Annotated in this window: 23 protein-coding genes and 1 pseudogene; 17 read left to right on the forward strand and 7 right to left on the reverse strand. The window is 71.1% G+C overall.

Going from position 1 to position 25,978, the window contains the following annotated elements; genetic code table 11:
* The first annotated feature begins 49 nt into the window (after positions 1-49).
* From ACFY3C_RS24670 to ACFY3C_RS24690, 5 genes are all read left to right on the forward strand, one after another.
* Positions 50-1,522 carry an MFS transporter gene (locus ACFY3C_RS24670; protein WP_390772253.1) on the forward strand — a complete coding sequence of 491 codons (1,473 nt, stop codon included), beginning with the start codon at positions 50-52 and terminating at the stop codon, positions 1,520-1,522.
* Between the two features lie 43 nt (positions 1,523-1,565).
* A complete protein-coding gene (locus ACFY3C_RS24675) occupies positions 1,566-2,396 on the forward strand; it encodes an alpha/beta fold hydrolase (protein WP_386575727.1) in 831 nt (276 codons plus the stop codon).
* Positions 2,397-2,596: 200 nt separating this feature from the next.
* A complete protein-coding gene (locus tag ACFY3C_RS24680; RefSeq protein ID WP_390772254.1) occupies positions 2,597-3,547 on the forward strand; it encodes a diacylglycerol/lipid kinase family protein in 951 nt (316 codons plus the stop codon).
* A 62-nt stretch (positions 3,548-3,609) separates the two neighbouring features.
* Positions 3,610-3,978 carry a nuclear transport factor 2 family protein gene (locus ACFY3C_RS24685; RefSeq protein ID WP_386575725.1) on the forward strand — a complete coding sequence of 123 codons (369 nt, stop codon included), beginning with the start codon at positions 3,610-3,612 and terminating at the stop codon, positions 3,976-3,978.
* 274 nt (positions 3,979-4,252) lie between these two features.
* The gene (locus ACFY3C_RS24690) at positions 4,253-5,818 is read left to right on the forward strand and encodes an MmgE/PrpD family protein (protein WP_390772255.1); all 1,566 of its coding nucleotides are present in this window, start codon (positions 4,253-4,255) and stop codon (positions 5,816-5,818) included.
* Between the two features lie 20 nt (positions 5,819-5,838).
* On the opposite strand, the gene ACFY3C_RS24695 is transcribed toward ACFY3C_RS24690, so the two are convergent.
* Positions 5,839-6,243, reverse strand: a complete 405-nt coding sequence (locus tag ACFY3C_RS24695) for a hypothetical protein (protein WP_390772256.1) — start codon at positions 6,241-6,243, stop codon at positions 5,839-5,841.
* Positions 6,244-6,483: 240 nt separating this feature from the next.
* Between ACFY3C_RS24695 and ACFY3C_RS24700 the strand changes: the two genes are divergently transcribed.
* Entirely contained in the window at positions 6,484-8,379 is a 1,896-nt protein-coding gene (locus tag ACFY3C_RS24700) for a galactose oxidase-like domain-containing protein (RefSeq protein WP_390772257.1), read from the forward strand.
* A gap of 113 nt (positions 8,380-8,492) precedes the next feature.
* On the forward strand, positions 8,493-10,784 hold the full coding sequence (locus ACFY3C_RS24705; protein WP_390772258.1) for a Dyp-type peroxidase: 2,292 nt from the start codon (positions 8,493-8,495) through the stop codon (positions 10,782-10,784).
* Positions 10,785-10,788: 4 nt separating this feature from the next.
* On the opposite strand, the gene ACFY3C_RS24710 is transcribed toward ACFY3C_RS24705, so the two are convergent.
* Positions 10,789-12,081 carry an NB-ARC domain-containing protein gene (locus ACFY3C_RS24710; RefSeq protein ID WP_390772259.1) on the reverse strand — a complete coding sequence of 431 codons (1,293 nt, stop codon included), beginning with the start codon at positions 12,079-12,081 and terminating at the stop codon, positions 10,789-10,791.
* Positions 12,081-12,845 carry a GntR family transcriptional regulator gene (locus ACFY3C_RS24715; protein WP_390772260.1) on the reverse strand — a complete coding sequence of 255 codons (765 nt, stop codon included), beginning with the start codon at positions 12,843-12,845 and terminating at the stop codon, positions 12,081-12,083. The genes ACFY3C_RS24710 and ACFY3C_RS24715 overlap by 1 nt, the downstream gene beginning before the upstream one ends.
* A 325-nt stretch (positions 12,846-13,170) precedes the next feature.
* Here ACFY3C_RS24715 and ACFY3C_RS24720 point away from each other — a divergent pair, with 325 nt between their 5' ends.
* From ACFY3C_RS24720 to ACFY3C_RS24760, 9 genes are all read left to right on the forward strand, one after another.
* Positions 13,171-14,451: an extracellular solute-binding protein gene (locus tag ACFY3C_RS24720; RefSeq protein ID WP_390772261.1), complete on the forward strand. Its 1,281-nt coding sequence runs from the start codon at positions 13,171-13,173 to the stop codon at positions 14,449-14,451.
* Positions 14,452-14,542: 91 nt separating this feature from the next.
* Positions 14,543-15,541 (forward strand): carbohydrate ABC transporter permease, encoded by a 999-nt coding sequence (locus tag ACFY3C_RS24725; protein WP_386575718.1) that lies wholly within the window; start codon positions 14,543-14,545, stop codon positions 15,539-15,541.
* The gene (locus ACFY3C_RS24730; RefSeq protein WP_390772262.1) at positions 15,538-16,368 is read left to right on the forward strand and encodes a carbohydrate ABC transporter permease; all 831 of its coding nucleotides are present in this window, start codon (positions 15,538-15,540) and stop codon (positions 16,366-16,368) included. The genes ACFY3C_RS24725 and ACFY3C_RS24730 overlap by 4 nt, the downstream gene beginning before the upstream one ends.
* Before the next feature lie 8 nt (positions 16,369-16,376).
* On the forward strand, positions 16,377-17,888 hold the full coding sequence (locus tag ACFY3C_RS24735; protein ID WP_390772263.1) for a glycoside hydrolase family 3 protein: 1,512 nt from the start codon (positions 16,377-16,379) through the stop codon (positions 17,886-17,888).
* Positions 17,889-18,080: 192 nt separating this feature from the next.
* Positions 18,081-19,100 (forward strand): phytanoyl-CoA dioxygenase family protein, encoded by a 1,020-nt coding sequence (locus tag ACFY3C_RS24740; protein WP_390772264.1) that lies wholly within the window; start codon positions 18,081-18,083, stop codon positions 19,098-19,100.
* The gene (locus tag ACFY3C_RS24745; protein ID WP_390772265.1) at positions 19,097-20,395 is read left to right on the forward strand and encodes a DUF6271 family protein; all 1,299 of its coding nucleotides are present in this window, start codon (positions 19,097-19,099) and stop codon (positions 20,393-20,395) included. Before ACFY3C_RS24740 ends, ACFY3C_RS24745 begins: the two co-directional genes overlap by 4 nt.
* Positions 20,392-21,600, forward strand: a complete 1,209-nt coding sequence (locus ACFY3C_RS24750; RefSeq protein ID WP_390772266.1) for a type III PLP-dependent enzyme — start codon at positions 20,392-20,394, stop codon at positions 21,598-21,600. The genes ACFY3C_RS24745 and ACFY3C_RS24750 overlap by 4 nt, the downstream gene beginning before the upstream one ends.
* Before the next feature lies 1 nt (position 21,601).
* Positions 21,602-22,105 carry a GNAT family N-acetyltransferase gene (locus ACFY3C_RS24755; protein WP_390772267.1) on the forward strand — a complete coding sequence of 168 codons (504 nt, stop codon included), beginning with the start codon at positions 21,602-21,604 and terminating at the stop codon, positions 22,103-22,105.
* Positions 22,105-23,277: an MFS transporter gene (locus ACFY3C_RS24760; protein WP_390772268.1), complete on the forward strand. Its 1,173-nt coding sequence runs from the start codon at positions 22,105-22,107 to the stop codon at positions 23,275-23,277. The genes ACFY3C_RS24755 and ACFY3C_RS24760 overlap by 1 nt, the downstream gene beginning before the upstream one ends.
* Before the next feature lie 24 nt (positions 23,278-23,301).
* On the opposite strand, the pseudogene ACFY3C_RS24765 reads toward ACFY3C_RS24760, so the two are convergent.
* The 4 genes and pseudogenes from ACFY3C_RS24765 to ACFY3C_RS24780 all read right to left on the reverse strand — a co-directional run.
* Positions 23,302-23,553: pseudogene (locus ACFY3C_RS24765) on the reverse strand (helix-turn-helix domain-containing protein); the annotation flags it as partial.
* A 57-nt stretch (positions 23,554-23,610) separates the two neighbouring features.
* Positions 23,611-24,537 (reverse strand): LLM class flavin-dependent oxidoreductase, encoded by a 927-nt coding sequence (locus ACFY3C_RS24770; RefSeq protein WP_386575708.1) that lies wholly within the window; start codon positions 24,535-24,537, stop codon positions 23,611-23,613.
* A gap of 134 nt (positions 24,538-24,671) precedes the next feature.
* On the reverse strand, positions 24,672-25,145 hold the full coding sequence (locus ACFY3C_RS24775; RefSeq protein ID WP_390772269.1) for a hypothetical protein: 474 nt from the start codon (positions 25,143-25,145) through the stop codon (positions 24,672-24,674).
* Positions 25,079-25,375 carry a hypothetical protein gene (locus ACFY3C_RS24780; RefSeq protein WP_390772270.1) on the reverse strand — a complete coding sequence of 99 codons (297 nt, stop codon included), beginning with the start codon at positions 25,373-25,375 and terminating at the stop codon, positions 25,079-25,081. Before ACFY3C_RS24780 ends, ACFY3C_RS24775 begins: the two co-directional genes overlap by 67 nt.
* Positions 25,376-25,450: 75 nt before the next feature.
* Here ACFY3C_RS24780 and ACFY3C_RS24785 point away from each other — a divergent pair, with 75 nt between their 5' ends.
* Complete coding sequence (locus tag ACFY3C_RS24785; protein ID WP_390772271.1) at positions 25,451-25,645, forward strand: hypothetical protein; 195 nt, start codon at positions 25,451-25,453, stop codon at positions 25,643-25,645.
* Positions 25,646-25,978: the final 333 nt, after the last annotated feature.

The following is a 25,978-nucleotide window of genomic DNA, read 5'->3' on the forward strand; positions in this document are numbered from 1 at the left end:
CCGGTGCACCGCAGAACCCACAACGCACGATCAAGGAAACGGAGTCGTCATGACTTCTGATTTAACCCCCGACATCGCGGTGGAGGGGCGCGAGCGCACGACCCCCGTGGGCGCACCGGCCGCCGCCCCCTCCGCCGGAGCCCTCCTGGTGGTCCTCGTCGGCACGTTCATCACCGTGCTGGACTTCTTCATCGCCAACGTGGCCGTCCCCGCCATCAAGGCCGACCTCGACGCCACCGCCGCACAGGCCCAGATGATCGTCGTCGGCTACGGCGTGGCCTTCACCTCGGGCCTGATCACCGGCGGCCGGCTCGGCGACCTCTACGGCCGCCGGCGGATGTTCGCCCTCGGCATGGTGCTGTTCATGGTGGCCTCGGCCGCGTGCAGCTTCGCGCCCTCGGTGACCGTGCTCGTGGTGGCCCGGATCGCCCAGGGCGCGTCCGCCGCGCTGATGGTGCCGCAGGTGCTGGGGATCATCGGCACGGTGTACACGGGCGAGGCCCGCGACCGCGCCTTCAACGTCTACGGCCTGGTCATCGGACTCGCCGGAGTCTTCGGCCAGTTCATCGGCGGCGCGCTGATCTCGGTCGACGTGGCCGGTCTGAGCTGGCGCACGATCTTCCTGATCAACGTCCCGCTGTGCCTGCTCTCCCTCGCCTTCGTCCGCCGTACGATCCCCGAGTCCCGCGGCCAGGGCGGCACCCGGCTCGACCTGGCCGGCGCCCTGCTGGTCACGGTCACCCTGGGCCTGCTGGTGTTCGCGCTGCTCGAAGGGCAGGAGCGGGACTGGCCGGTGTGGGTGTGGGAGTCGCTCGCCGGGGCGGCCGTGCTGCTGGCCGTGACCGTCTGGCACCTGCGCCGCAGGTCCGCCGCCGGGCGCGGTCCGCTGATCGAGCCGGGGATGTTCCGCTCCCGGCTGTTCTCGGTCGGCCTGGTCGCGACGGTCGTCTACTTCCTTGCCATGGGCTCCTTCTTCTTCACCCTCGCCCTCTACCTGCAACTGGGCCGCGGCCTGACCCCGTTGCAGTCCGGGCTGATGTTCCTGGCACTGGGCGCGGGCTACTTCGGCGCCTCCATCGTCTCGGCCCGGTTCGCCGCCTCGGTGACCGCCCGCCGGGTCGCCGTCGGCCCGCTCGTACTGGCCGTCGGCTACACCGCGATCGCGCTGACGGCACGCGGCCTGGACCTGAGCGGCCATGTGCTGTGGCTGCTGCCCGTCCTGCTGGTCGCCGGCCTCGGCATGGGCCTGACCACCGGCCCGCTGACCAACCTGGTGCTGGGCGGCGCGGTTCCCGAGCACGCGGCCGCCGCCTCGGGGCTGCTCAACACCGCTCAGGAGGGCGGGGCCGCCGTCGGCGTGGCGATCGCCGGCACGGTCTTCTTCCCCGCGCTCGCGGACGCCGGCGGCAAGGCCGACGCCTACCCGCACGCGTTCGCCGTCACCCTGATCCCGCTCGTCTGCCTGGGCGTCCTCGCCTCCCTGCTGGTGCTCGCGGCCCCGGGCCGCGCCGCCCGGAAGTGATCGCCCGGCACCGCGACCGTACGAAGGAAGGAGGCAAGAAGGGATGCCGTACCTCACCACCCGGGACGGGACCCGGCTGCACTACAGCGACTGGGGCGACGGACGGCCCGTCGTCCTGCTCGGCGCGGCCATGGCGGACTCGCGCATGTGGGAGTTCCAGGCGCCGTTCCTGGCCGGGAACGGACTGCGCTGCATCACCTACGACCGGCGCGGCAGCGGCCGTTCGGACATCCCCTGGACCGGATACGACTACGACACCCTGGCCGGCGACCTCGCCGACCTGCTCGACCACCTCGACCTGAAGGACGCCGTGCTGGTCGGCTACGCGGTGGGCGGCGGGGAATGCGTGCGCTACCTGTCCCGGTACGGCACCGCCCGGGTGGCCGGGCTCGCTCTGGTCGCCTCGACGACGCCGTTCCTGCTGCGCGCCCCGGACAACCCCGACGGACTGGAACCCGCTCTCTTCGACCAGGTGGAACAGGCCATCCGGACCGACCGGGCCGCCTGGCTGGACGCGCTCACCTGGCCGTTCTTCGCGGGCCCGGAGCCGGACCCGGACAACCTGCCGCTCTCCGGGCAGCTCGCCCGCTGGCTGATCGGCATGTGTCTGAACACCTCGCCGAGAGCCGGGATCGAGATCTACCGCACGCTGTTCACCACCGACCAGCGCGCGGAGACGGCCGCGGTCCCGGTGCCCACCCTGGTGATCCACGGAACCGCCGACCTGGCGGCGCCGTACCCGCTGTGCGGCCCGCGGACCGCCGAGCTGATACCCGGCAGCAGGCTGATCACCTACGAGGGCGCGGCGCACGGCATGTTCGCGACCCACGCGGACCGGCTCAACGCCGACCTGCTGGCGTTCGTCAAGGAGTGACACCCGTCGCGCCCACCACGTCCGGCCCCTGTGACCGACAGGACCCAGGGGCCGGACGTTCGCGTTCCCGCCGCTGCGTGCCGTGTCAGCGTCGTGTCAGCCCCGTGACAGCGCCCCTCGGCAGAGTGGAGATCGCCGCGACGCCGGGCGCACAGTCGGCCCGGTCCGCGGGTGCCGTCCGACGAAGGAGTACGCCCCTCATGGCAGACACCGCAGCCCCGGCTCCCACCCGGGCCCTCGTCCTGGGCAACCCCGCTTCCGGCAGCCACTCGCCCGAACTGGTCGAGGAGGTACGCCAGTTGTGTGCGTCCTGCCTGGAGCGCGCCGAGGTGCACCTCACCACCGGACCGGGCGACGCCACCGTCGCCGTGCGCCGGGCACTGCAGCGGCCCACCGGGGCGCCCGACCTGATCGTCGTCATCGGCGGCGACGGCACCGTCCGAGAGGCCGTACAGGGCCTTGTGCCCGTCACCGGCAACGCCACCCTCGCGGTGGTGCCCGGCGGCACCGGCAACTCCGGCTACAAGATGCTCTGGGGCGAGCGGCCCTGGAGCGAGTCCCTGAAGGCGGTCCTGACCGACAACGGCATCGGCGGCAGCGCCCGGCTTCGCCGGCTGGACCTGGCCCGCCTCGCCCAGACCCGCAACTACGTCTATCTGGGCGCCTGTTCGGGCGTGATCGCCGATGCGCTGATCACCGCCCGGGAGCTGCCCCTGACCGGACGGGAGCGCTACGCCCGCGCCTTCGCGGACACGGCCGACGGCTACCCGCCGTACCCGGGCCGGGTCACTGTCGACGGCCGGGTCGTGCACGAGGGCCCCACGGTCCTCGCCAACGTCGGCGGCGGCCGGTACCGCGGCGGCCGGTTCCAGGTGCTGCCGGGCTCGCTGCTCGACGACGGACTGCTCGACGTCTGTGTCATCGGCGGCGGGATCGCCGCGGCCGACGTGCCCGAACTGACCCTGAACGCCGCGCACATGGACCACCCGGCGACCGTGTACGCGCGCGGCCGCAGGATCACCGTCGAGCGCACCGACGGCCTCCGGCTGCCGCTGGAGCACGACGGCGAGTACCAGCACGGCATCGGCGCCTCGGCCACCTTCGAGGTGCTCCCGGGAGCCCTCCCGGTCTGGGCGCCGGCCACCCCCTGAAGCCCGTACGAAGCCACCTGTCAGAAGAACAAGTCAAGCAAGTCACAGAGGAGAACGCCCGCATGAGCGACCTGACCACCACCGTCTCCCGTTACCTCGACATCTGGAACGAGGCGGACGCCGACAAGCGCGCCGCGGCCATCGCCGAGCTGTTCACCACCGACGCCCCGTACATCGACCCGCTCGCGGCGGTCGAGGGCCACGAGGGCTTCGGGGCCGTGGTGGCCGGTGCCCGCGACCAGTTCAAGGGCCTCGCCTTCGAGCTGCACGGCGCCGTCGACGCCCACCACGGCCAGGCCCGCTTCCAGTGGGGCCTGGTGACCGAGCCGGGTGCCGAGCCGATCGCGATCGGCTTCGACGTGATCGTCACCGACGCCGAGGGCAAGATCAAGGCGGTCTACGGCTTCCTCGACAAGGTCCCGGCCGCCTGAGCCACACCCCCAACACCGCGGGAGCACCGGGGCGACGGTGCTCCCCTTAGGCCCTGTCGTCGAATTCCCGCCTGCCCCGCGGCGTCTGGCACGCACGCTCGCCGCGTTGCCGGAGCGCCCACGTGGCTCCGCCACGAGGGCGCTCCGGCGCCTTGCGATCGCACGCACCAGACGCCGCGGGGCCCGCCCTCCGGGCGGACGACGGGAATTTGACGACAGGGCCTAGTCGCGTTCCCACCCGTGACGCACGCACGTCTTGGAAGGTAGCCGCCTCATGACCGCTGTCCTCGGGGAGAGCGTCGCCCGGGCACTGTGCGCCGACTGGGCCGAGCAGGCACACACCCTGCCCCGGGCCGGCCGCCGCGCGCCCGCCGACACCCCGTTGCGCGAACTCTCGCACTGGGCCGCGACCCTGCGCCCGCAGCACATCCCGTGCCGGGTGCTGAAGCTCGCCGCGAGCCAGGTGCTGTCGCAGATCGCCTCCATCCGGGCCGGTCTCCAGCACCCCCTCGGCAGAAAGCTGGTGGCCGCCTTCGGGCACCCCATGCAGCGCGACCCGCGGCAGGCCGCCGGCGTCTTCGCCGCGCTCGGCTCCTGGCTGAACCTGGACGACACCGCGTACGCCGGGCACCTGTCCAACTCCACGGTCGCCGTCCCGCTCGCCTTCGCCTACGCCCGCCGGCTGGACGGGCTCTCGCTGCTCACCGCGGTGGTCGTGGCCAACGAGTGCGCGGCCCGCATCACCGCCTCCGCGACCCTCGGCCCGCTGCGCGGCCAGAGCGCCGTGCACACCCATCTGGCCGGCGCGGTCGCGGGCCGCCTGCACTGCGACCGGGCTTCCGCCTCCCTCTTCGAGAACTCCTTCGGGCTGGCCTTCGCGATGCCCAACTGGCCGCTGATGCGCGCCTTCCTCGCCAGTGACGCCCGGCTGTTCAACACCTTCACGCCGGTGCGCACCGCGATGGACGCCTGCGACGCGGCGTACGCGGGGCTGCGCGGGGCGCCCGACATCATGGAGCACAGCGACGGCTTCCTGGCCCGGTTCGCGACCGTGCCGCTGCCGCAGGCCGTGGCGAAGGGGCTGGGCCGCCGCTGGCACACCGACACGCTGTCGTTCAAGATGCACCCCGGCGGGCCCGGCATCGACGCCGCGGTGGACTGCGCCGCCGAGATCCACCGGGAACTCGGCCCGGTCAGGCCGCAGGACGTGGCCGAAGTGGTCGTCGAGGCCTCCCTGTACACGCTGTTCGCGGGGGAGCGGGCCGCCCAGTACGTCACCGGGCCCGGCTCACCGCTGGGCGCGCTGGTCCTTGACGTGCCCTACCCCGTGGCCACCACCCTGCTCACCGGCGAGTTCTCGGTGGACGACTTCTCCGCGCCGTATCTGGACGACCCCGACCGGTGGGCGCTGGCGAAGCGGATCCGGCTGGAGCACGACACGGAGATGACCCGCGAACTGTTCCTGTCCGACGCGCCGTTCGGCGAGGCCGTGCGGGAGGCGGGGGAGCTGGCCGTGCCGTGGCTGCGCGGCTTCGGCGGCGACGAACTCGTCGACCTGATCGGCGCGTTGCAGGCCGACGACCGGGACTTCTCCCGGTCCACCAAGGCCACCGGCGCGCGGGTCACCGTACGGCTGACGGACGGCCGTACGGTCTCCCGCACCCGGCTGATCCCGGTGGGCGCCGCCGGTCCGGAGACCCGGGCGGGCCATGCCGACCTGGTGCGGGAGAAGTTCCTGTCGCTCGGCGGCTCCCAGCAGGTGGCCGACACGGTCGACCGCCTGCACCGGATGCGCCCGCGGGCGGTACGCCGCTGGATCGAGACGGCGTTCCTGGACTGACAGCGCCGCCGCACGGTGCGTCAGGCGCCGTGCGACATCGTCTCGTCGGTGCACACGAGGTGGATCGTCAGGTCGGCCGGGCCGGCCTCCTGCCCCAGCACGCCGTAGGCGAGGTACCGCCGCGTCGTCTTGCGCACGGCGAGGATCCAGCCGGTGGCGTGGTCGTTCGGCCGGTTCTCGATGACGTCGGCCGGTACCTCGGAGAGCTTGGTGCCGGACTTGGCGGTGAGGACGTACCCACCGCTCTCGACGTGCTGCATCCCGGGGCAGAACACCTCGTGACGGCTGCCGTCGGCACCGCCGTGGATGACGGGCGCGGCCGTGTGCTGCGGGGGCTGCGGTTCTGCGGCGGTCGGTGCGGCGGCACAGCAGAGCAGGGTCAGGGCGCCAGCGGTCACGGCGAGGGGCGTGCGTGTTCCCGGCATGGTGAGACTCCTCGGAAGAGCGAAGGGGATGGGTTCGGCTCATTGGAGCCCGCTGCCTTTCACCGGGCCGTGCTAAACACGCAGCGTTACGGCCCAACGGGGTAAAACGGTCAATCTTTCGAGCAGACGGCACCAAATCGCTACGGTGTGTGATTGGGTAAGCGCATTCCGTCACTCTACGTGGTCGCCCCATGCTGCCTCATGCCGCCCGCGGCGCCGCGTGTTCCCACGAGGAGTCCCATGTTCCGCAGAGGGATCCCCCGCAAGGGGAGGTGGACGTTCGCGGTCGGCTGTGCCGCGCTCGTTCTGTCCGTCACCGCGCCCGCAGCGCTCGGCTCCACCCCGTCCGCCACGCACGACTTCGACCACGGGCCGGGGCCCGTGCGCATCTCCCGCGAACAGATCGCGAAGGAAGTCCGCCCCGAGGAGGTCAAGGCCCTCGGCCGGGCCCGCGCCGAGAACCTGGCCCGGGACCGCATCGGCCTGCGCGCCGTCGACCGCGGCTACCCGCAGCCGATGCGCAACCGCAGCCTGAAGGAGCACACCGACTCGCAGACGGCGACCAACGCGGCGTTCGACGCGTCGACGTCCGGGAAGTTCGCCCAGTACATCGACAGCCCGGACTACGGCGACCACGTCGCACTGCTCCCCACCGGCAAGGTCCTGCTGTTCTCCTTCGAGGCAGTCGAGGACAGCCCTAACAAGGAGACAGCGCCCACCGAGGTCATCGGCCGTGACAACGCAGGCCGCGCCTACGTCTGGACCCCACCCGAGAACGGGGAGGGCACCGGCACCTTCAAGGCCGTACCACCGCCGGTCCTGAACATGGACGACGGCACGGACGAACCGCGCCCCGCCCCGATCTTCTGCGCCGGACACTCCTACCTGCCCAACGGCATGGTCGGCATCTTCGGCGGCAACCTCGGCGGCAACCACGGCACCGGCGCCCACCTCGCCCTGGTCTTCGACCCCTGGACCGAGACCTGGCACCAGCAGAAGGACATGGCCGAGGGCCGCTGGTACCCGTCGGTCGTCACCGGCGCCGACGGCCGGCAGTTCATCACCTCCGGCCACGGCGACATCGGCTGGGGCAAGCTCTCCCAGACGATCGAGCGCTTCCCGGCCAAGAACACCGCGGTGTCGTACGACCCGTCGACCACCCCGAACGACCAGGCACTCGACAAGTGGCCGGTCAAGGCCGAGTACTCGACCGACTACCCGCACCTGTTCTCGCTGCGGGACGGCAAGATCTACGGCTTCGGGCGCACCTACAACGAGCAGTACGCCTTCGACCCGCAGACCGAGACCGAGCAGCCGCTGCGCGCCCGCCCCGGCGGCGGCATGCGCAACTACGGCTCCGCGGTGGCCCTGCCGAGCGACACCCCCGGCAACGGGCCGGACTCCGTCCTGATCCTCGGCGGTGACCGCAACGACCCGATGACGTACAAGTTCTCCGGCGGCCGCTGGACCGAGGACAGCGCCCGCGCCTTCGGCCGCACCCAGGACGACACGCTGATCTTCCCCGACGGCCGGCTGTTCACCGTCAACGGCGGCTACGACATCCGCAACTACGGCAACGGCGACTACAACCCCAACGCCGACGACAAGTGGCGGCAGACCGAGATCCGCGGCTTCGACGGCAAGTGGCGGGTCGGCCCCAGCCAGCGACTGCCGCGCGGCTACCACTCCAACGCCGTCATCCTGCCCGACGGCCGCATCATGATCACCGGCGACGAGCTGCAGGAGATCGCCAACAACAAGGACATCAAGTCCGGGATGAACGGCACCATCGAGATCTACGAGCCGCCGTATCTCCACCAGGGCGGCCAACGGCCGACCCTGACGGACGTGACGAACCCCACCGTGGACTACGGCAGCAGCCTGCGGATCAGCACCGGCACGCCCGAACTGGCCGAGAAGGCCGTCCTGATGGCGCCCATCACCTCCACCCACTCGGTGGACACCAGCCAGCGCCGCATCGAACTGCCCATCACCAGCAGTGCCGGCAACAAGCTCGTGCTGAAGACCCCGCCGTCGGTCAAGGATGCGCCGCCCGGCTACTACCTGCTGTTCCTGCTCGACGAGCGCGGGGTGCCCAGCATCGCCAAGTGGGTGCAGCTGCGGCCCGGCGCCTGACGCCCCCGTACCCCCTGTCACGTTCCCTGCCTCCGCAGGCCCGGGCGGCGCCGTCCACGCACCGCCCGGGAACCCGGACCGTCCCCACCGTCCCCATCCAGCAAGGGAGTTCCATGACCACCCCGCTACCGCTGCGCGACAGCACCGAGATCCAGGGCGACATCCTCGCCGGGTTCAAGAAGGACTACATGACCCTGCTCTTCCTCCAGTTCGGCGACATGACCGCCGCCCGGAACTGGCTGGCAGAGCTGATCCCCTCCATCGCCACCACCGAGCAGGTCGCCCAGTTCAACCAGAAGTTCCACGACGCCCGCGTCAACTCCCAGGGCGACGACCCGAAGAATCTCAAGGCCACCTGGGTGGGCCTCAGCCTCACCTATCCGGGCATCCAGTTCCTCACCGGCAACGACAAGGTGTTCGACAAGGTGTCCACGGGCACCACCGTCCAGGCGTTCGTCCAGGGGTCCGCCGTCCGTGCCGAGGCGCTCGGCGACACGGGGTGCAACGATCCGAAGAGATGGATCTTCGGCTCCGAACAGAAGCCCCCCATCCACGCCGTGCTGACCATCGCGGCCGACCTCAAGGACGACCACGACACCGAGGTCACCCGCCAGACGGAGGCCGCCTCTCGCGCCGGAGTCCTGATCGTCCACCCGCAGTCCGGCGCCACGCTGCCCGGCAAGCGCAAGGGCAAGGAGCACTTCGGCTTCAAGGACGGCGTCAGCGAACCGTTCGTGGTGGGCTTCGACAGCCCGGAGGAGGCCGAGGGCGCCCGGATGATCCCGGCCGGCCAGTTCGTCCTCGGCGCCGACCAGGACACACCCCTGCCCAAGGGCGTGCCCGACTGGATGAAGTACGGCTCCTTCCAGGTCGTACGGCGGCTCGGCCAGGACGTCCCCGGCTGGTGGGCGCAGGTCAACTCCGAGCTGGCGAAGCTGCGGGAAGCCAAGGTGGTGGACGAGAACACCAAGAGCGAGTGGCTCGCCGCCCGCCTGGTGGGCCGCTGGCGCTGCGGAGCCTCGATCGCGAAGTACCCCGACGCCGCGCCCCCGCCGGGCACCAAACCCGACAACGACCTCAGCTTCAAGGACGACCCCCACGGCATCACCACCCCGCTCTTCTCCCACCTGCGCAAGACCGCTCCGCGCGACGGTCTGGTCGACGAGGGCGAGCTGGTCGAAGAGAAGTTCATGGACCTTCGGCGCATCATCCGGCGCGGCATCCCCTACGGTGCGCCCTTCGACCCGGCCAACGAGGACGGCGGCGGCCCGGACGAGTCCCGCGGCCTGCTCTTCGTCTGCTACCAGTCCGACCTGCGCCAGCAGTTCGAGTTCATCCAGACCGACTGGATCAACGACCCGAACTTCCCGCACGAGCGCGACCCCAAGCCCGGCCCGGACCCGATGGTCAGCGGCACGCTCCCCGGAGTCACCACCGGCGAGATCGCCTTCGAGAGCCACTCGAACATCAACGGCGACCGGAAGACCACCATCCTGAGCTTCAAGCCGTTCGTGACCACGGAGGGCTCGGTCTACGCCTTCAGCCCCTCCCTCACCACCCTGCGCGGACTCAGCCGGGGCCGCCTGGAGGGCGCGACCTCCGCCGGCGGCAACCAGACGAAGCCCGGCCCCGGCGGACAGCCCGGTCCGATGGACGAGATCCTGCCCTGGCCGGACGTCGAGGGCCGCTACTGGACCTTCTCCGGACGCACCGTCCGTGTCGCCGGCACCGGCGGCCCCGAGGTGGAACAGCTGACCACGGGAAAGGACGACCGTACCGGGACGGTCATGGACTCGGGCATCGACCTGTCCTCCTGGCCCGCCCTGGCCGGCGTGGACCGGGTCGACGCGATCCTGCCCGTCCCGGACGAGCAGGGCCTCAACGGCGAGAGCAGCTACTGGCTGTTCCACACCAAGGACGGCACCCAGGTCTACCGCCGCATCAACATCGCCCACGACGCCCGTCACACCAACCGCAGGATCGGCGACGACCAGCGACTGTCCCTCTGGAACTCCTTCGGCGGGGTCACCCGGGTCGACGCGGTGCTGCCGGTGCCCGACCAGCGCCGGACCGACGGGACCGACGGCAAGTCCTGGTACTGGCTCTTCCACACCACCCCGCAGGGCCAGCGCTACCGGCTGATCTCCATCGCCGACGGCGGCAGGCACACCGACGTCATGGAGCGCACCGACCGCGAGCTGACCAAGTGGGTCTCGCTGCAGGGCGTCGGGAAGGCCGAGGGATTCCTGTTCGTCCCGGGCAGGTTCCGGGTGGGCGGCCAGACGTGGTGCTGGGTCTTCCACGAGCAGCAGTACCGGACGATCTCCATCTCGGACGGTGCCGGCCACCCCGACACAGTGGTCCGCGAGTCCCGCCCGAACACCCCGTGGTTCCGTAGAGGCTGAGCCGCTACAGGCAGTGCAGGTGCCGTTCCCGCGGCAGTACGGCGCCGCGCGCCACATACAGGCGTACGGCGTCGTACACGCGGTAGCGGATCTGCCCGTTCCGGTCCGGCTCGCCGGCCTGGACCAGTTGGCGGTGCAGCAGCTCCTCCAGCAGGTCCACGGCGAGCCGCCGGGACGGTGTCACCCGGGTTGTCATCTCCTGAGTGTCGAAGTCCCCCTGGATGTCGGCCAGTTGGCGAAGGGCGGTGCGTAACGGGGGTGGCAGCGACCGGTAGTACGCGGTCACGCTCGTGTGCAGGGACAGGTCCCCGACATGCAGCCGGTGCAGCCGTTCGCGCTCGTCCGCCAGCCGGTCCGCGAGGTCGCCGAGGGAGCGGTGCGGGCGCGCCGTGAGCCACAGGCCGGCGATGTGCAGGGCCAGCGGCAGCCCCGCGCAGGACTCCACGATGCTCCGCGCCGCCGGCCGCTCGGCGCGGATGCGGGCAGTGCCCACCAGGTCCGCCAGCATCCGGTGGGCGCCTTGCCGGTCCAGGGCGCCGATCCGGCGGTGGAACCCGTCGGACAGCGCGGACAGTTCGCGCCGCGCGGCCACCAGGACCGCGCTCCTGCCCCCGTCCACGAGCAGCGGCCGTACCTGCGCCTCGCTGTCGACGTTGTCGAGGACCACGAGCACCCGCCGTCTGCTGAGCGCGTCCCGCAGCCGGGCGCGCGCCTCCTCCGGGTTCTCGGGGGCGGGGGCGCCGCCGAGGGAGCGCAGGATCCGGCGGACGAGCACGTCCGAGGTGTTGGGGAGGGAGGAGGCGCGGTGCAGGTCGACGAAGACCTGTCCGTCCGGGAAGAGGCCGCGCACCTCGTGGGCGGCCCGCAGGGCCAGCGAGGTTTTCCCGGCTCCGGGCGGTCCGACGACCACGGCGGGGCGGCCGTGACCGGGCTCGGTCCGGGCGAGCAGGGCCGTCAGTTCCGCCGTCAGAGCATCCCGCCCGACGAGCCGGTGGCGGGGGGCGGCGGGCAGTTCCGCCGGTACGGCCGCATCCGGGGGAGGGGGCGGGGACCCGGCGCGGGGCAGCCGGAGTAACCGCCCCGCCTCGCGGGACGGGAGCCCGAGCGCCTCGGCGAGGAGCAGCAGCGACTGCCTGCGGGGACGGGCGGTGTGGCCGGTCTCCAGATTGCGGATGGCCCGCACGCTCAGCCCCGACCGCTCGGCCAGCTCCCCCTGGGTGAGGAGGGCCGCCTCACGGGCCTGGACCAGCGCGGCGCCCAGGCTGTCCGGGGCGGCCGCGGCGGGCAGCGGGCTCATCAGCGTGCCGGCCGGCGCAGCGCCGCGACGAACTTGTAGCGGGAGCCCCGGTACACCGAGCGCACCCACTCCACCGGTCTGCCCTCGGCGTCCCGGGAGTGCCGGGACAGCAGCAGCATCGGCAGGCCCACGTCGGTGGCGAGCAACTGGGCCTCGCGCGGGGTCGACAGCGAGGTCTCGATCGTCTCGTCGGCCTCGGCGAGATGGACACCGAACACCTCGGCGAGGGCCGTGTACAGCGACGGGTACGTGGCCAGCGACTGCCGCAGCCCGGGAAAGCGCCGCGCCGACAGATGGGTCGTCTCGATCGCCATGGGGTCGCCGCTGGCGAGCCGCAGCCGCTCGATGCGCAGGACGCGCTCGCCGACCTCGATGCCGAGAAGACCGGACAGCTTGGTGTCCGCCGCGACCTCGCCGATGTCCAGCATGTGCGAGGCGGGCTCCAGACCCTGGGCGCGCATGTCCTCGGTGTGCGAGGTGAGCTGGAGGGTCCGGTACAGCTTGGGCTGGGCGACGAAGGTGCCCTTGCCCTGGATGCGGTCGAGCCGGCCCTCCCAGACCAGTTCCTGCAGCGCCTGCCGGACGGTGGTGCGCGAGGTGCCGAGCCGGACGGCGAGCAGGCGCTCCGCGGGCATGGCGGAGCCGGGCTCCAGCGCCTGCGTCATCTCCAGCACCTGCTGCTTGATCCGGTAGTACTTCGGCACGCGCGCGGCGCGGCCGGGCGCCCCCGTGGGGTGCTGGGCGCTGCTGACGTCGGTGGCCATGCCTGCCTTCCCGGCTGTGTGGATGGGCTCCCGTTATAGCGACCAACTGCCCTATGGTCTAGTCCAACCGGTGCGGGAGGTCTAGTCCAGCAGGCGCGCCGTTGCCGGTCCCCGTAAAAGGGGACGGACGCGCTCCGGTGACTTTCTCGTAACGGCCGGATCGCCTTACTGAACCACCCTTGACACCTCAAAAGGTCTAGGCCAAGCTCCACCGTACTGGTCTACACCATTAGTGGCCAGGTCCCGAGCCCTACGTGCAACAGCGTCGTACGCAGGTCACCGCCGAGGGCGTGGGGGGATTAGTGGCATCCCTGAGGAGGGTGGCGTGAAGCGCAAGCTTGCTGCCGCGATCGTGATCGCGGGCATGATGGTCTCCGTCTCGGCGTGCGGCGGCGACGACGGGAAGGACACGGGCAAGAACGCGGGTCCTGACAGCTTCAAGGGCCAGACCCTGACGGTCTGGACGATGGACGGCTCGGCTCCGCCGCAGTGGTCCAAGGACGTGCAGGCCGCCTTCGAGAAGAAGACCGGCGCCAAGCTGAAGTTCGAGATCCAGAAGTGGGACGGGATCCAGCAGAAGATCACCACCGCCCTCTCCGAGTCCAACCCGCCGGACGTCATCGAGGTCGGCAACACCCAGACCCCGGCCTACGCCGCCACCGGCGGCCTCGCCGAACTGGGCGACCTCAAGCAGGAGATCGGCTCGGAGTGGACCCCGTCGGTCTCCGCGTCCTCCGTGTACGACGGCAAGCAGTACGCCGCCCCGTGGTACTTCGCGAACCGCGTCGTCATCTACAACAAGAAGATCTGGGCCAAGGCCGGCATCAAGGGCACCCCGAAGACCCGGGACGAGTTCTTCAAGGACCTGGACACCATCGGCAAGAAGACCGACGCAGAGCCGCTCTACATGCCGGGCCAGAACTGGTACTTCTTCGACGGCCTGACCATCGGCCAGGGCGCCGACCTGGTGAAGAAGGACGGCGACAAGTACGTCTCCAACCTGGGCGACCCGAAGGTCGCCGCGGCCATGGAGACCTACAAGAAGTACGCCTCCTACTCCAAGGCCCCCAAGGACAAGGACGAGGCCACCCCGCAGCAGGCCCAGGTGTTCGCCAAGGGCAAGACCGGCGCCTTCATCGGCATGGGCTGGGAGGCCGGCACCGCGGTCCAGGCCAACAAGGCCATCGAGAAGGACCTCGGCTACTTCACCATCCCGGGCGCCACGGCCGACAAGCCCGAGGGCGTCTTCCTCGGCGGCTCCAACCTCGCCGTCGCCGAGGGCAGCAAGAAGCAGGCCCTGGCCAAGGAGTTCCTGAAGGTCGCCCTGTCCGACGAGTTCGAGGGCGAGCTGGCCAAGCTCAACGGCGTCATCCCGAACAAGCAGTCCCTGGAGACCAACCTCAAGGGCAACGCCGTCGCCGAGGCCGCCGCGCCCGGTGCCTCGGTCGGTGGCACCACCCCGCTGATCCCCGAGTGGGCCGCGGTGGAGAACACCCCGAACCCGATCAAGTCCTACATGACCGCGGTGCTGAACGGTAAGTCCCCGGCGGACGCCGCGGGGCAGGTCGAGGGCGAGATCAACAAGCGCCTGGCCCAGCAGAACTGATGACCCGCGCCGGGGGCGTCGGCGGACGCCCCCGGCTCAGTCGTTCGTACGGCCGGCAAGGCCGGTACCGCCACGGAAGAGATGGCAACTCATGTCAGTGCAGACCGAAGGCACGGACACGGCCGGGGAGCCCGCTGTCCGCAAGGCCCGGACACCAGGGCCGCCGAGGAGCGAGGACCACGGCCCCGGGTCCCCGTCCCGCCGCGGTGCCGCCGCCCCCTATCTGCTCCTGCTGCCCGCGCTGCTGGCCACACTGATCCTGCTCGGCTGGCCCCTGGTGAAGAACGGCATGCTGTCGTTCCAGAACCTCAACCCGCGGCAGCTCATCCAGCACCTCACCGAGTGGAACGGCGGCGACAACTACAAAGAGGTCCTGAGCGGTTCGGACTTCTGGCACGTCGTCGAGCGGTCGGTGGTCTTCACCGCGGTCAACGTCGTCCTGATCATGCTGGCCGGCACCCTGGTCGGGCTCCTGCTCGCCCGCCTCGGCAAGAAGATGCGGCTGCTGCTCATGCTGGGCCTCGTCCTCGCCTGGGCGATGCCCGTCATCGCGGCCACCACCGTCTACCAGTGGCTGTTCGCCCAGCGCTTCGGCGTCGTCAACTGGGTCCTGGACAAGCTCGGCTGGCACTCCATGGCCGACTACAACTGGTTCGGCTCCCAGTTCTCCACCTTCTCCGTGATCACGCTGCTCATCGTCTGGCAGTCGATCCCGTTCGTGGCGATCAACCTGTACGCCGCCACCACCACGATCCCCAGGGAGCTGTACGAGGCCGCGTCCCTGGACGGCGCCGGAGCCTGGAAGAGCTTCACCTCGGTGACCTTCCCGTTCCTGCGGCCCTTCCTGTACGCCACGACGTTCCTCGAAGTCATCTGGGTCTTCAAGGCGTTCCCGCAGATCTTCGCCATCAACGAGGGCGGCCCCGACCACCTCACCGAGACCCTGCCGATCTACGCCTTCGTGGAGGGCGTCGGCAACCAGCACTTCGGCGTCGGCGCGGCGATCTCCTTCCTGACCGTCCTGGTGCTGCTCGTCATCACCTCGTACTACCTGCGCATGGTGCTCAAGCAAGAGGAGGACGAGCTGTGAAGCGCTCGGTCTTCGGCCGTATCTGGCCCAACGCGACCGCCGTCATCCTCTTCGTCGGCTTCGTGTTCCCCGTCTACTGGATGTTCGCGACGGCCTTCAAGCCGACCGGCGACATCATCTCCGAGAACCCGGTGTGGTTCCCGACGAACCTCACGGTCGGTCACTTCGGCAAGGCCGTGGACGCCGACCACTTCTGGACCCTGGTCCTCAACTCCGTGACCGTCACGGTCAGCGCGGTGCTCCTGTCGCTCGTCATCGCGTTGTTCGCGGCCTTCGCGCTCGCCCGGATGCGGTTCAAGGGCCGGCGCGGCTTCATCGTGACCTTCATGCTGGCGCAGATGGCGCCCTGGGAGGTCATGGTCATCGCCATCTACATGCTGGTCCGCGACAACGACATGCTCGACAGCCTGGTCCCTCTCACCGTCTTCTACGCGATCATGGTGCTGCCGCTGACCATCCTGACGCTGCGCGGATACGTATCCGCTGTGCCGAAGGATCTTGAGGAGTCGGCGATGGTCGACGGCTGCACCCGGACCCAGGCCTTCGTCAAGGTCATCTTCCCGCTGCTGGCACCCGGCCTCATGGCCACCTCGCTGTTCGGCTTCATCACCGCCTGGAACGAGTTCCCGCTGGTCCTGATCCTCAACAAGGACATCGAGAAGCAGACCCTGCCGCTCTGGCTCTCCCAGTTCCAGACCGCCTTCGGCGACGACTGGGGCGCCACGATGGCCGCCTCGTCCCTGTTCGCGCTGCCCATCCTGATCCTCTTCATCTTCCTGCAACGCAAGGCCGTCAGCGGTCTGACCGACGGCGCCGTGAAGGGATGACACCGCCGATGACAACGCTCTCCACTTCTGCATCCGACAGCGGCTCCGCCGCGGGTGACACCCTGACCCGCGACGCCCTCGCGGTGCTGCAGCCGGGATTCGACGGCACCACCGCGCCGGACTGGGTGCGCCGCCGCCTCGGCGAAGGCCTCGCCTCCGTCGCCCTGTTCGGCCGCAACGTCGTCACCGAGGAGCAGGTCACCGCACTGACCGCCGAGCTGCGCGCCGAGCGGGACGACCTGCTGGTGGCCATCGACGAGGAGAGCGGCGACGTCACCCGCCTGGACGTGCGCACCGGCTCCTCCTTCCCCGGCAACCACGCCCTCGGCGCCGTCGACGACCCCGCCCTCACCCGGGGCGTGGCCCGCGAGCTGGGCCGGCGGCTGGCCGCCTGCGGCGTCAACTTCGACTGGGCGCCCTCCGCCGACGTCAACGCCAACCCCGACAACCCCGTCATCGGCGTGCGCTCCTTCGGCGCGGACACCGCGCTGGTGGCCCGGCACACCGCCGCCTGGGTCGAGGGCCTGCAGTCCACCGGCGTCGCCGCGTGCACCAAGCACTTCCCCGGGCACGGCGACACCAACGTCGACTCCCATCACGCCGTCCCGCGGATCGACGTGGACGCGGAGACGCTGTACGCGCGTGAACTGCCGCCCTTCCGCGCCGCCATCGCGGCCGGCACCCGGGCCGTGATGAGCGCGCACATCCTCGTCCCCGCCCTCGACCCGGAGCGCCCCGGCACCCTCTCCCGGCGCATCCTCACCGAGTTGCTGCGCGGTGAACTCGGCTACCAGGGCCTGATCGTCACGGACGGCATGGAGATGCGCGCCATCTCCGGGACGTACGGCCTGGAGCACGGCGTGGTCCTCGCGATCGCGGCGGGCGCGGACGCGATCTGCGTCGGCGGCGGCCTGTGCGACGAGGCGACCGTGCTGAAGCTGCGGGACGCGCTCGTGGCCGCCGTACGCTCCGGCGAGCTGCCCGAGGAGCGCCTGGCCGACGCGGCCGCCCGGGTGCGGGCACTGGCGCGGTGGACGGCCGAGACCAGGAAGGACGCCGAAACCGTCGTACCCGAACCGGAGATCGGGCTCGTCGCCGCCCGCCGAGCCCTCACGGTGACCCGTCACGGCTCGGCCGCGCCGCTCACCGAGCCGGTCCACGTCGCCCAGTTCAACCCGGCCCCGAACATCGCCGTCGGCGACGAGACCCCCTGGGGTGTGGCCGCCGAGCTGCTGCGGCTGCTGCCGGGCAGCACGGCCGGCTCCTTCAGCGGGCCCGACGCGGGCCGCGAGGCCCTCGCGGCCGCGGCCGGCCGCCGGGTCGTCGCCGTGCTCCGTGACGAGCACCGGCACACCTGGATGGGCTCCGCCCTCGACGCGCTGCTCGCCGCCCGGCCGGACACCGTCGTGGTCGAGATGGGCGTACCGCAGGCCCCGCCGCGCGGCGCCCTGCACATCGCCACCCACGGCGCGTCCCGCGTCTGCGGGATCGCCGCGGCCGAGGCGGTCGTCGCGGGCTGAACCCCACCGTCACCCGCTCGGGCCGACACCGGAAACCTGTCCGGTGTCGGCCTTTGCTTTGCTCAACCGGCGGCAGATGTGCGGCAGTTGGGCGGCACTTTGACGGGGGTACCGACCGGTAATCGTTGACACCCCCAATTGGTCTAGTCCAGCTTGGGGGGCGCTTCAGTTCGATCACCACGGAGGGACGGCATGCACAAGCCCACCCCCTATCTCCACCGAGCGGCGTCCGGCCGCCCCTACTTCAGCGCGGACGGCGAGACGTACCTCGCCCCGACACCCCTGCGCGACCTGGAGAAGTCCCGGCCCCTGCGGGTGCTGTCCGAGGAGGACTTCGCCTTCTGGCAGACGTACGGCTATGTCGTCGTCCGGGAGGCCATCACCCCCGGCGAGGCGAAGAGCCTGCTCGAATTCGCCTGGGACTTCCAGGGCCTCGACCCCGACCGTCCCGAAACCTGGTACGAGGAACCGGAGTTCCGCTCCGAACTCGACCAGCACCTGTTCATCTACGGCTTCGTGGAGGCGTACCAGCACCAGCTGCTCTGGGACAGCCGCCAGGCACAGCGCGTCTACGACGCCTTCGTGGACGTGTGGGACTGCGAGGAGCTGTGGGTCACCCTGGACCGGCTCAACCTCAACCCGCCCAACATCCGCACCCGTTCCCGCTCCCTGATCGAGCCGACCGACGAGGGCTTCGACATCGAGCTGCACTGGGACGTCGACACCACCCTCGCCGTGTTGCCGCAGCGGGTCCAGGGCATCATCGCCCTCAACGACACCCGTGCCGAACTCGGCGGCTTCCAGTGCGCACCGGAGTTGTTCCGCCGCTTCGAGGAGTGGCGCGTCGCCCAGCCGGCCGGCCGCGACCCGATCCGGCCTGCGATCGACCGCGCCGAGTTCCCCGTGGTCCGCCCCGACCTCCAGGCCGGCGACCTGCTGATCTTCAACGGGCTGCTGGCGCACGGCGTGGCACCGAACCACTCCGCGGGCACTGTCCGGGCCGTCCAGTACCTGTCGATGATGCCCGCCCTGGAGGAGCACACGGAGCTGCGGAGGTCGCGCGTCGAGTCCTGGCGCACGCTCGGCACCCCCGACTGGAACGGCACGCTGCTCGGCGACGCGCGCAGGCCGGAGGCCCTCCGGTACGGCCCCGCCGAACTGGACGACCTGGGCCGCAAGCTGCTGGGCCTCGACTCCTGGGCGGCACGGTGAACCGGATCTGCCTGTGCCTGCCCACCAACCGGGCCTGCTCCGCCACCATCACCGCGATCCACCGGGAAGCCGCCTACGCCGCCGAGCAGTTCGGCGCGGACGTCCAGCTCCTGATCCTCGACTCCTCCTACGACCTCACCCGCGCCGAGCACGCCCGCGTCGTGGCGGCACTGCCCCCGGCGGCGAACGTCACCGTGCACCACCTCGGCGAGGACCCGCAGCGCGACTTCCTGCGCCGGGTGATCCGGCGGGCCGGCCTGGCAGAGCCGGACCGGATGTCGACCCTCCTGCTCCCCGACGGTGTCTCCTACGGCTCCTGCACCGACCGCGCCTTCCTGCTGGCCACCGCCCTCGGCTGCCACTCGGTGCACCGCAGGGACTCCGACAGCACCTACCAACTCCTGGACAGGCAGCCGGTCTTCCCCGTCCACCACGAACTCCCGTGGCTGGGCAGGCCCGCCGGGGAGGCCTCGGCCTCCGTCACCCGCACGGACCTCGACCCGGCCCACGCGGAGCGTCCGGTGTCGCTGGCCGGTGCCTCCTTCATCGGTGAACTCTCCGTCGACATAGCCGAGATACGGCGCCTGGACGAGGGCGTCTACCACGACGTGGTCGGCCTGTGGGCGCCCGCCGACGCGTCGCCGCAGGACCGGCGGCAGCTGGTCGAGGAGTCCTTCACCGGAGCGGGCACGGCCCCCTTCACCGGCGACCACGCCACACTGACCCTCGTGGACCCGATGCGGGTCGACATGTGCAACATCGCCTTCCACCGCGACGTGTACGAGCGGATCCCGCTGCCCCCGGCCACCGACACCATCGGCAGCGACTACTTCCTCATCCACCTCGTCCACGACGCCACGCTGCCCGGCATCCTGCACAACCGGCACATCGAGAACTTCTACACCCCCGAACGCCGTACCGACGCGGGCTTCCTGGCCTACCAGACCCGGTTCGTGAAGTTCCTGCTGTCGATGCACTACTTCCACCACGTCTACGACCGGATGACCGCCGAGGGCGCCCGGCTCCTCGACGACCGGCAGCACGTACGGGCCGACCGGATCGTGGAGTTCCTGCGCGAGAGCACCGCCCTGGACCGCGCCGAGAACGTGTGGCGCCTGGACCGCGTCGACACCGCCTACCGCAAACTGGGCGGCCGCTACGAGGAGTTCGCCGAGCGACTGGCCGGGCGCCGCCCGCAGCTGCTGGCCGAGGCCTGCCGGGACATCGAGGACTTCGCCCTGCTGACCGAGGCCTGGCCGCACCTGGTCGAGGCGGCCGGACACGAGGGCTGGTGAGCGTGGAGATCAGCCCGCGGCTGGCCGCCGCACTGGCCGCCGCCCCGGCGGACCGCATCGTCTACGACCTCGACGGCATCGAGGCCCAGTACGACCGGCTGCTGGCCGAACTGCCCGGCGTCCAGGTCCGCTTCGCCCTGAAGGCCTGCCCCGTGGACGAGGTGCTGCGGTGCCTCGCACGCCGGGGCGCCGGCTTCGACGCGGCCGGCCCCGCCGAGATCGTCCAGGCCCTGCACACCGGCGTGCCCGTGGACCGGATCCACTACGGCAACACCGTCAAGTCCGACACGGACATCGCCGCGGCCCACCGGCTGGGCGTGCGCACCTTCGCCACCGACAGCGTGCAGGACGTCCGGGCGATCGCCGAACACGCCCCCGGCGCCCGGGTGTTCTGCCGCCTCGCCACCAGCGGGGACGGCGCCCTGTGGGGCCTGAGCCGCAAGTTCGGCTGCTCGGCCGAGGACGCGGTCGAGGTCCTGACCACGGCTCGCGCGTCCGGACTCGTCCCGGCCGGCCTGTCCGTGCACGTCGGATCCCAGCAGCTGACCGGCGAGGCCTGGCAGCAGGCCCTCGACTCCATCGCCGAGGTGCTGGTGACGCTGGACGGGCTGGGGATCGTACCGGAGCACGTCAACCTCGGCGGCGGCCTGCCCGCGCTCGGCTACCTCGACCGCTACGGCAACCCCCTCGAACCGCCCCTGGACAAGATCTTCGCCGTGATCCGGGAGGGCATGGAGCGCCTGAGCGGCCTCAGCGCCGCCCCGCTCGACTTCGTCCTGGAACCGGGGCGGCACCTGGTCGCCGACCACGGTGCGGTCCGCGCGCACGTGTACCGGCTGACCGGCCGAGCACAGCCGGACGGGACGCACGCCCGCTGGCTGTACCTGAGCGTCGGAAAGTTCAACGGCCTCTACGAGATGGACCAGTTGAGCTACCGGCTGGTCTTCCCCACCCAGGCCGACGAGGACGAATCGGAGGGCGACGACGAGTACGTCTTTGCCGTCGTCGCGGGCCCGACCTGCGACAGCGACGACGCCTACGGCGGCGGCCGGCACCCGGTGCGCGTCCCGCGGGACCTCGTCTCCGGCGACCCGGTCTGGATCCTGTCCGCCGGCGCCTACGCCACCAGCTACACGACCCAGGGCTTCAACGGCATCCGCCCGCTGCCGTGCGTCTGCACCCGCGGCCCGGAAGGACAACACTGAGATGAGAGACCTCGTACGGGGCATCGCCGAGGCCGACTGGCCCCAGGTCGCCGCCCTGGAGGCCGGGGCGTACGCGGACACCGCGCTGACGGAGGGCGAGGCCGCGCTGCGGTCCCGCGCCGCGGCAGGCACCTGCTTCGTCCTGGACCTCGACGGCCGGATCGCGGGCTACGTCCTGGCCCTGCCGTACCCCATGTTCCGCTACCCGGACCTGACCCGGCCCGAGCGCGTGGCCCACCACTCGGCCAACCTCCACCTGCACGACCTCGTCATCAGCGCGCCCCTGCGGCGCAGGGGTCTGGGCAGCCGGCTGGTGCGCCACCTGACGGACGCGGCCGGCGCCCGCGGCTTCCGGACCATGTCGCTGATCGCGGTCGGCGGCAAGGAGCCCTTCTGGCGGGCCAACGGCTACCGGGCGCACCGCGAGGCCCGGCTGCCGTCGAGCTACGGCAGCGACGCGGTGTACATGTCGGCCCGGGTGGCCGCCTACCGGGAGGCGAGCTGATGGAGAACTCCGACTTCCGCCGCGCCAAGTGGGCGATCGCGGCGCTGTTCTGCTTCCTCGGCTTCCAGTACGCCACCTGGGCCGCCCGGCTGCCCGCCCTGAAGACCAGGCTGGACCTGGACGCAGGGGAACTCGGGCTGCTGCTGATGGCCTGCGGCGCGGGCGCGGCGGCCTCCTTCCCGCTCGTCGCCGTCCTGATGCGCAGACTCGGCTCCCGGCGGCTGTCCCTCGCCTCCGCCCTGTGCCTGGTGGCGCTGCTGGCGGCCCTCTCGGTGGTGCCGACCTACCCGCTCGCCCTGCTGGTCATCTGCGGTGACGGTGTCGCCGTCGGCTGCCTGAACGTGGCCATGAACGCCCAGGGCGCCGCCCTGGAGACGGCGTACGGCCGCACCGCCATGTCCCAGCTGCACGCCACGTTCAGCGCGGGCCTGCTCGCCGCCGCCCTGCTGGCCTCCGGCATCACCGCAGCCACGGCGTCCGTTCCGGCCCACTTCGCGGTGGCCGCCGTACTGTTGCTGCTCCTGCTGGGCTACGGGCGCCCGGGCCTCCTCCCGCACCCGGACGCCGGTCCCGCCGACCCGGAGAAGGCACCGAAACAGCGCGCACGCCTGACCCTGCCGTCCGGAAAGACCCTGCTGATGGGCTGCGCCATGGCGTTCGGCACCATCACCGAGGGCGCCATGAACGACTGGTCGACGCTTTACATGCGGGACGTCGTCAAGGCCTCCTCGACGGTGGCGCCGCTGGGCATCGCGGTCGTCTCGGTCATGATGCTGCTCGCCCGGGTGCGCGCGGACCGCTGGCGCAGCCGCTGGGGCGACGGACGCGTGGTGCGCACCGGCAGCGCCGTGGCCGGCCTCGGCCTGGCCCTGGCCCTGCCGGCCGGCGGGGTGGTGCCCACCCTGCTCGGATTCGCCTGCGTCGGACTCGGCGCGGCCACCGTGACGCCGTGCGTGTACGTCGCCGCCGCCGAACGCGGCTCGGACGCGCTGTCCCTGGTCGCCGCGATGGGGACGACGGGACTGCTGGCCGGCCCCGCCGTGATCGGCTTCGTCGCGGGCGCGGGCGGTCTGACCCTGGGCATGGCCACGGTCGCGGCCTCGGCGCTGATCGTCACCCTGGCCGCCACCCGCATCCCGTGGCGGGACCGGGTCCCGGTGCCGGCCGGGTGACGTACCGGGGTACCGGTCGGAGTGCCGGAACCGGCTCCGGTACTCCGTCGGTGTCGTGTCGAGCCAGCGGTGGAACGCGCGGATGAGCGTGTCGACGGTGTGGAAACCGCAGGCGGACGCGACGCGTTCGAGGGTGTCGTCCGTCGTCTCGAGCCGGTTGCGCGCCGCCTCGACGCGGGCGGACTCGACGTAGACCGCGGGGGTCATGCCGAGTTCGGTCCTGAAGATCCGGCTGAGCTGCCGCTCGCTGACGTGGGCGTGCTCGGCGAGGTCGGCGGGCCGGCTCCTGCCCGGCCTGCTTCAGCAGGCCGGGCCCGGAGTGACGAAGTGGCGCTACATGTCCGGGAGTTCCGCCCGTACCGGTTTGATGATCTCGTCCGTCAGCCACTGGGCGACGCCCTGCGGGTAGCCGCGGGGCAGGCTCAGGACGATGTGGTCGAGGCCGGCGTGGATGAGTTCGAGCACCTGCCGGCGGGAGGTCTCGATGTTGTCGTAGGACATGACTACCTGGACGGACCTGCTGATCTCCGACGGGTCCCGCCCGATGGCCGCGCAGTGCTCGTCCAGGACGCGGGAGCGTTCGGTGATGTAGTCGATCTGGTTGTGCGGCGGGCCGGGGATGTTCCAGATGTCGGCGTGCTCCGCCACGAGCCGCAGCGTCTTGTTGCCCCAGCCGCCGATGAGTAGCGGCGGACCCGACGGCTGGACGGGCTTGGGCTCGTTGCGGTTGCCCTTCAGCGTGTAGTAGCGGCCCTCGAAGTCGAACTCCTTCTCGGTCCACATCCGCTTCAGAATCGTGACGGTCTCCTCCAGCCGCTCGATGCCCTCACGCGGCGGCACCAGGGTGAGCCCGTACGCCTCGTACTCGGCGATGGCCGGGTTGTCACCGGCGATGCCGCCGGCGCCCGTGGGCTGGTGCGTCCCACCCACGCCGAGGCCCATCACCAGCCGGCCCCGAGACACCACGTCGACGGTGGTGGCGATCTTGCCGAGCACCGCCGGCTGGCGGATGCGGTTGCTGGTGACCAGAAGTCCGAGCCGCAGGCGCCGCGTCTGCGCGGCCAGCGCGGCCAGAAGCGTCCAGCCCTCGTAGATCTTGCCGTCCTTCGGGCCGGCCAGGGGCAGCATGTGGTCCCACAGCCAGGCGTGCTCGATCTCGGGAATCTCGTCCGCCTCGAGCCACACCCGCAGGATGTCGTCGTAATCGACATGCATGGGGGTGGTCTTGAGGCCGAAGCTCACTCGTTTGGGCTCACTCATCTGCACGTGCGTCTTTCATGTCAGGGCAGGGGGGCGGCAACTGCGGTGCGGTGTACCACGGTTACCGCGATTCCTGGTTGCTCGACCGATCACTTCCGGCCGGGGTGAACCCATTGGTCCGCGCGCTGCTGGACTCAAGCGGGAATGCACCGCTCGTGGGCGATCCCCTTTCTGAGGACTGCCGGATTGTGGTAGATCGAGATGTCGGACGGGTGGTTTCCGGCGGGCAGTTCGTCGTCCTCGGCGAGCTCGCAGCGGTGCAGGTCGTCGATCAGATCTTTGAGCGGACCGGTCGTGGTCGCCGACGACCCCGGCGGCATCTCGCCGCCGGACTCCGGCCAGTACGCGGTGTGCAGGTCCTCGATGACGTAGAAGCCGCCGGGCCGCACATAGGGGAACAGGGTCTCGTAACTGGCGCGAACGTGCTCGTTCACGTGGCTGCCGTCGTCCACGATATCGAACGGCTCCTCCTGCTCGGCGAGTTCACGCAGGAACGCCGGGCCGTTCTGGTCGCCGACCACGGCCCGGATGCGGGGACCCGTCACACCGGGCTTGGCGAAGATGCCGAGACCGTAGACCAGGCCGCGCGGGAAGTACCGCTGCCACATGTAGAGCGACTCGCGCCCAGCGTCTCCGAGTCGTACCCGCCGATGCCGATCTCCAGGATGCGGACCGGCTCGTGGCGCAGCGGACCGAAGTGGTTCGCGTAGTGCGGGGTGTAGAAGCGCAGGGCACCCCACTTGTCCGAGCCGTAGCGCGCGGCCAGTTCGTCGAGGCTCACCGGTCCGTTGGACGTGGCCGCGATCACCGCCTGCACCGCCCGGAACAGGATGGCCATCCGCGACATGCCGAGCGCCGCGCGCTGCTCCTGGGAGAGGGCGGCACGGTCGACGCCTCGGACCGCAGGACCCCGGTGGGAGCGGAGAGCGCACGCGCCGTCCTCCGGCAGGACGCCGGCGGCCTAGTCTCCTTCGGCCGACTGTTCGTCTCCAACCCCGACCTGCCGCGGCGCCTGCGCGACGGGCTCCCGCTGACGGACCCCGACCCCGCCACCTTCTACGGCGGCGACGCCCACGGCTACGTCGACTACCCCGCATACCCGGGGTAGTCGACCGAGGCACGGTCCGTACGGGTCACGGAGCCAGGGCATCCTCCTTGAGGATGTCCTGATGGATCCGCTGCAGGCCTCTCTCTCCCTACGGCGGCTCCTCCCGAGCCTCCCCCACGCTCGGCTGCGCTCGCGCGGGCGGTACCCCCACGCGGATCCGCTCGGCCAGCCCCTCGTCGTAGGTCATCGGACACCTCGGTGCCCTCGGCGACCGCGGTGTCACAGTCGGCGACATGGAAGACCGGATGTCAGTACGGCCGTCCGTGCGTGCATGTTGCCTTCGCCGATCATGTTGTCGTTCGCGGATGGTTGATTACAGGGCGGGCGATGAGT

The sequence above is a fragment of the Streptomyces sp. NPDC001410 genome, from assembly GCF_042895235.1.
GTDB lineage: Bacteria > Actinomycetota > Actinomycetes > Streptomycetales > Streptomycetaceae > Streptomyces.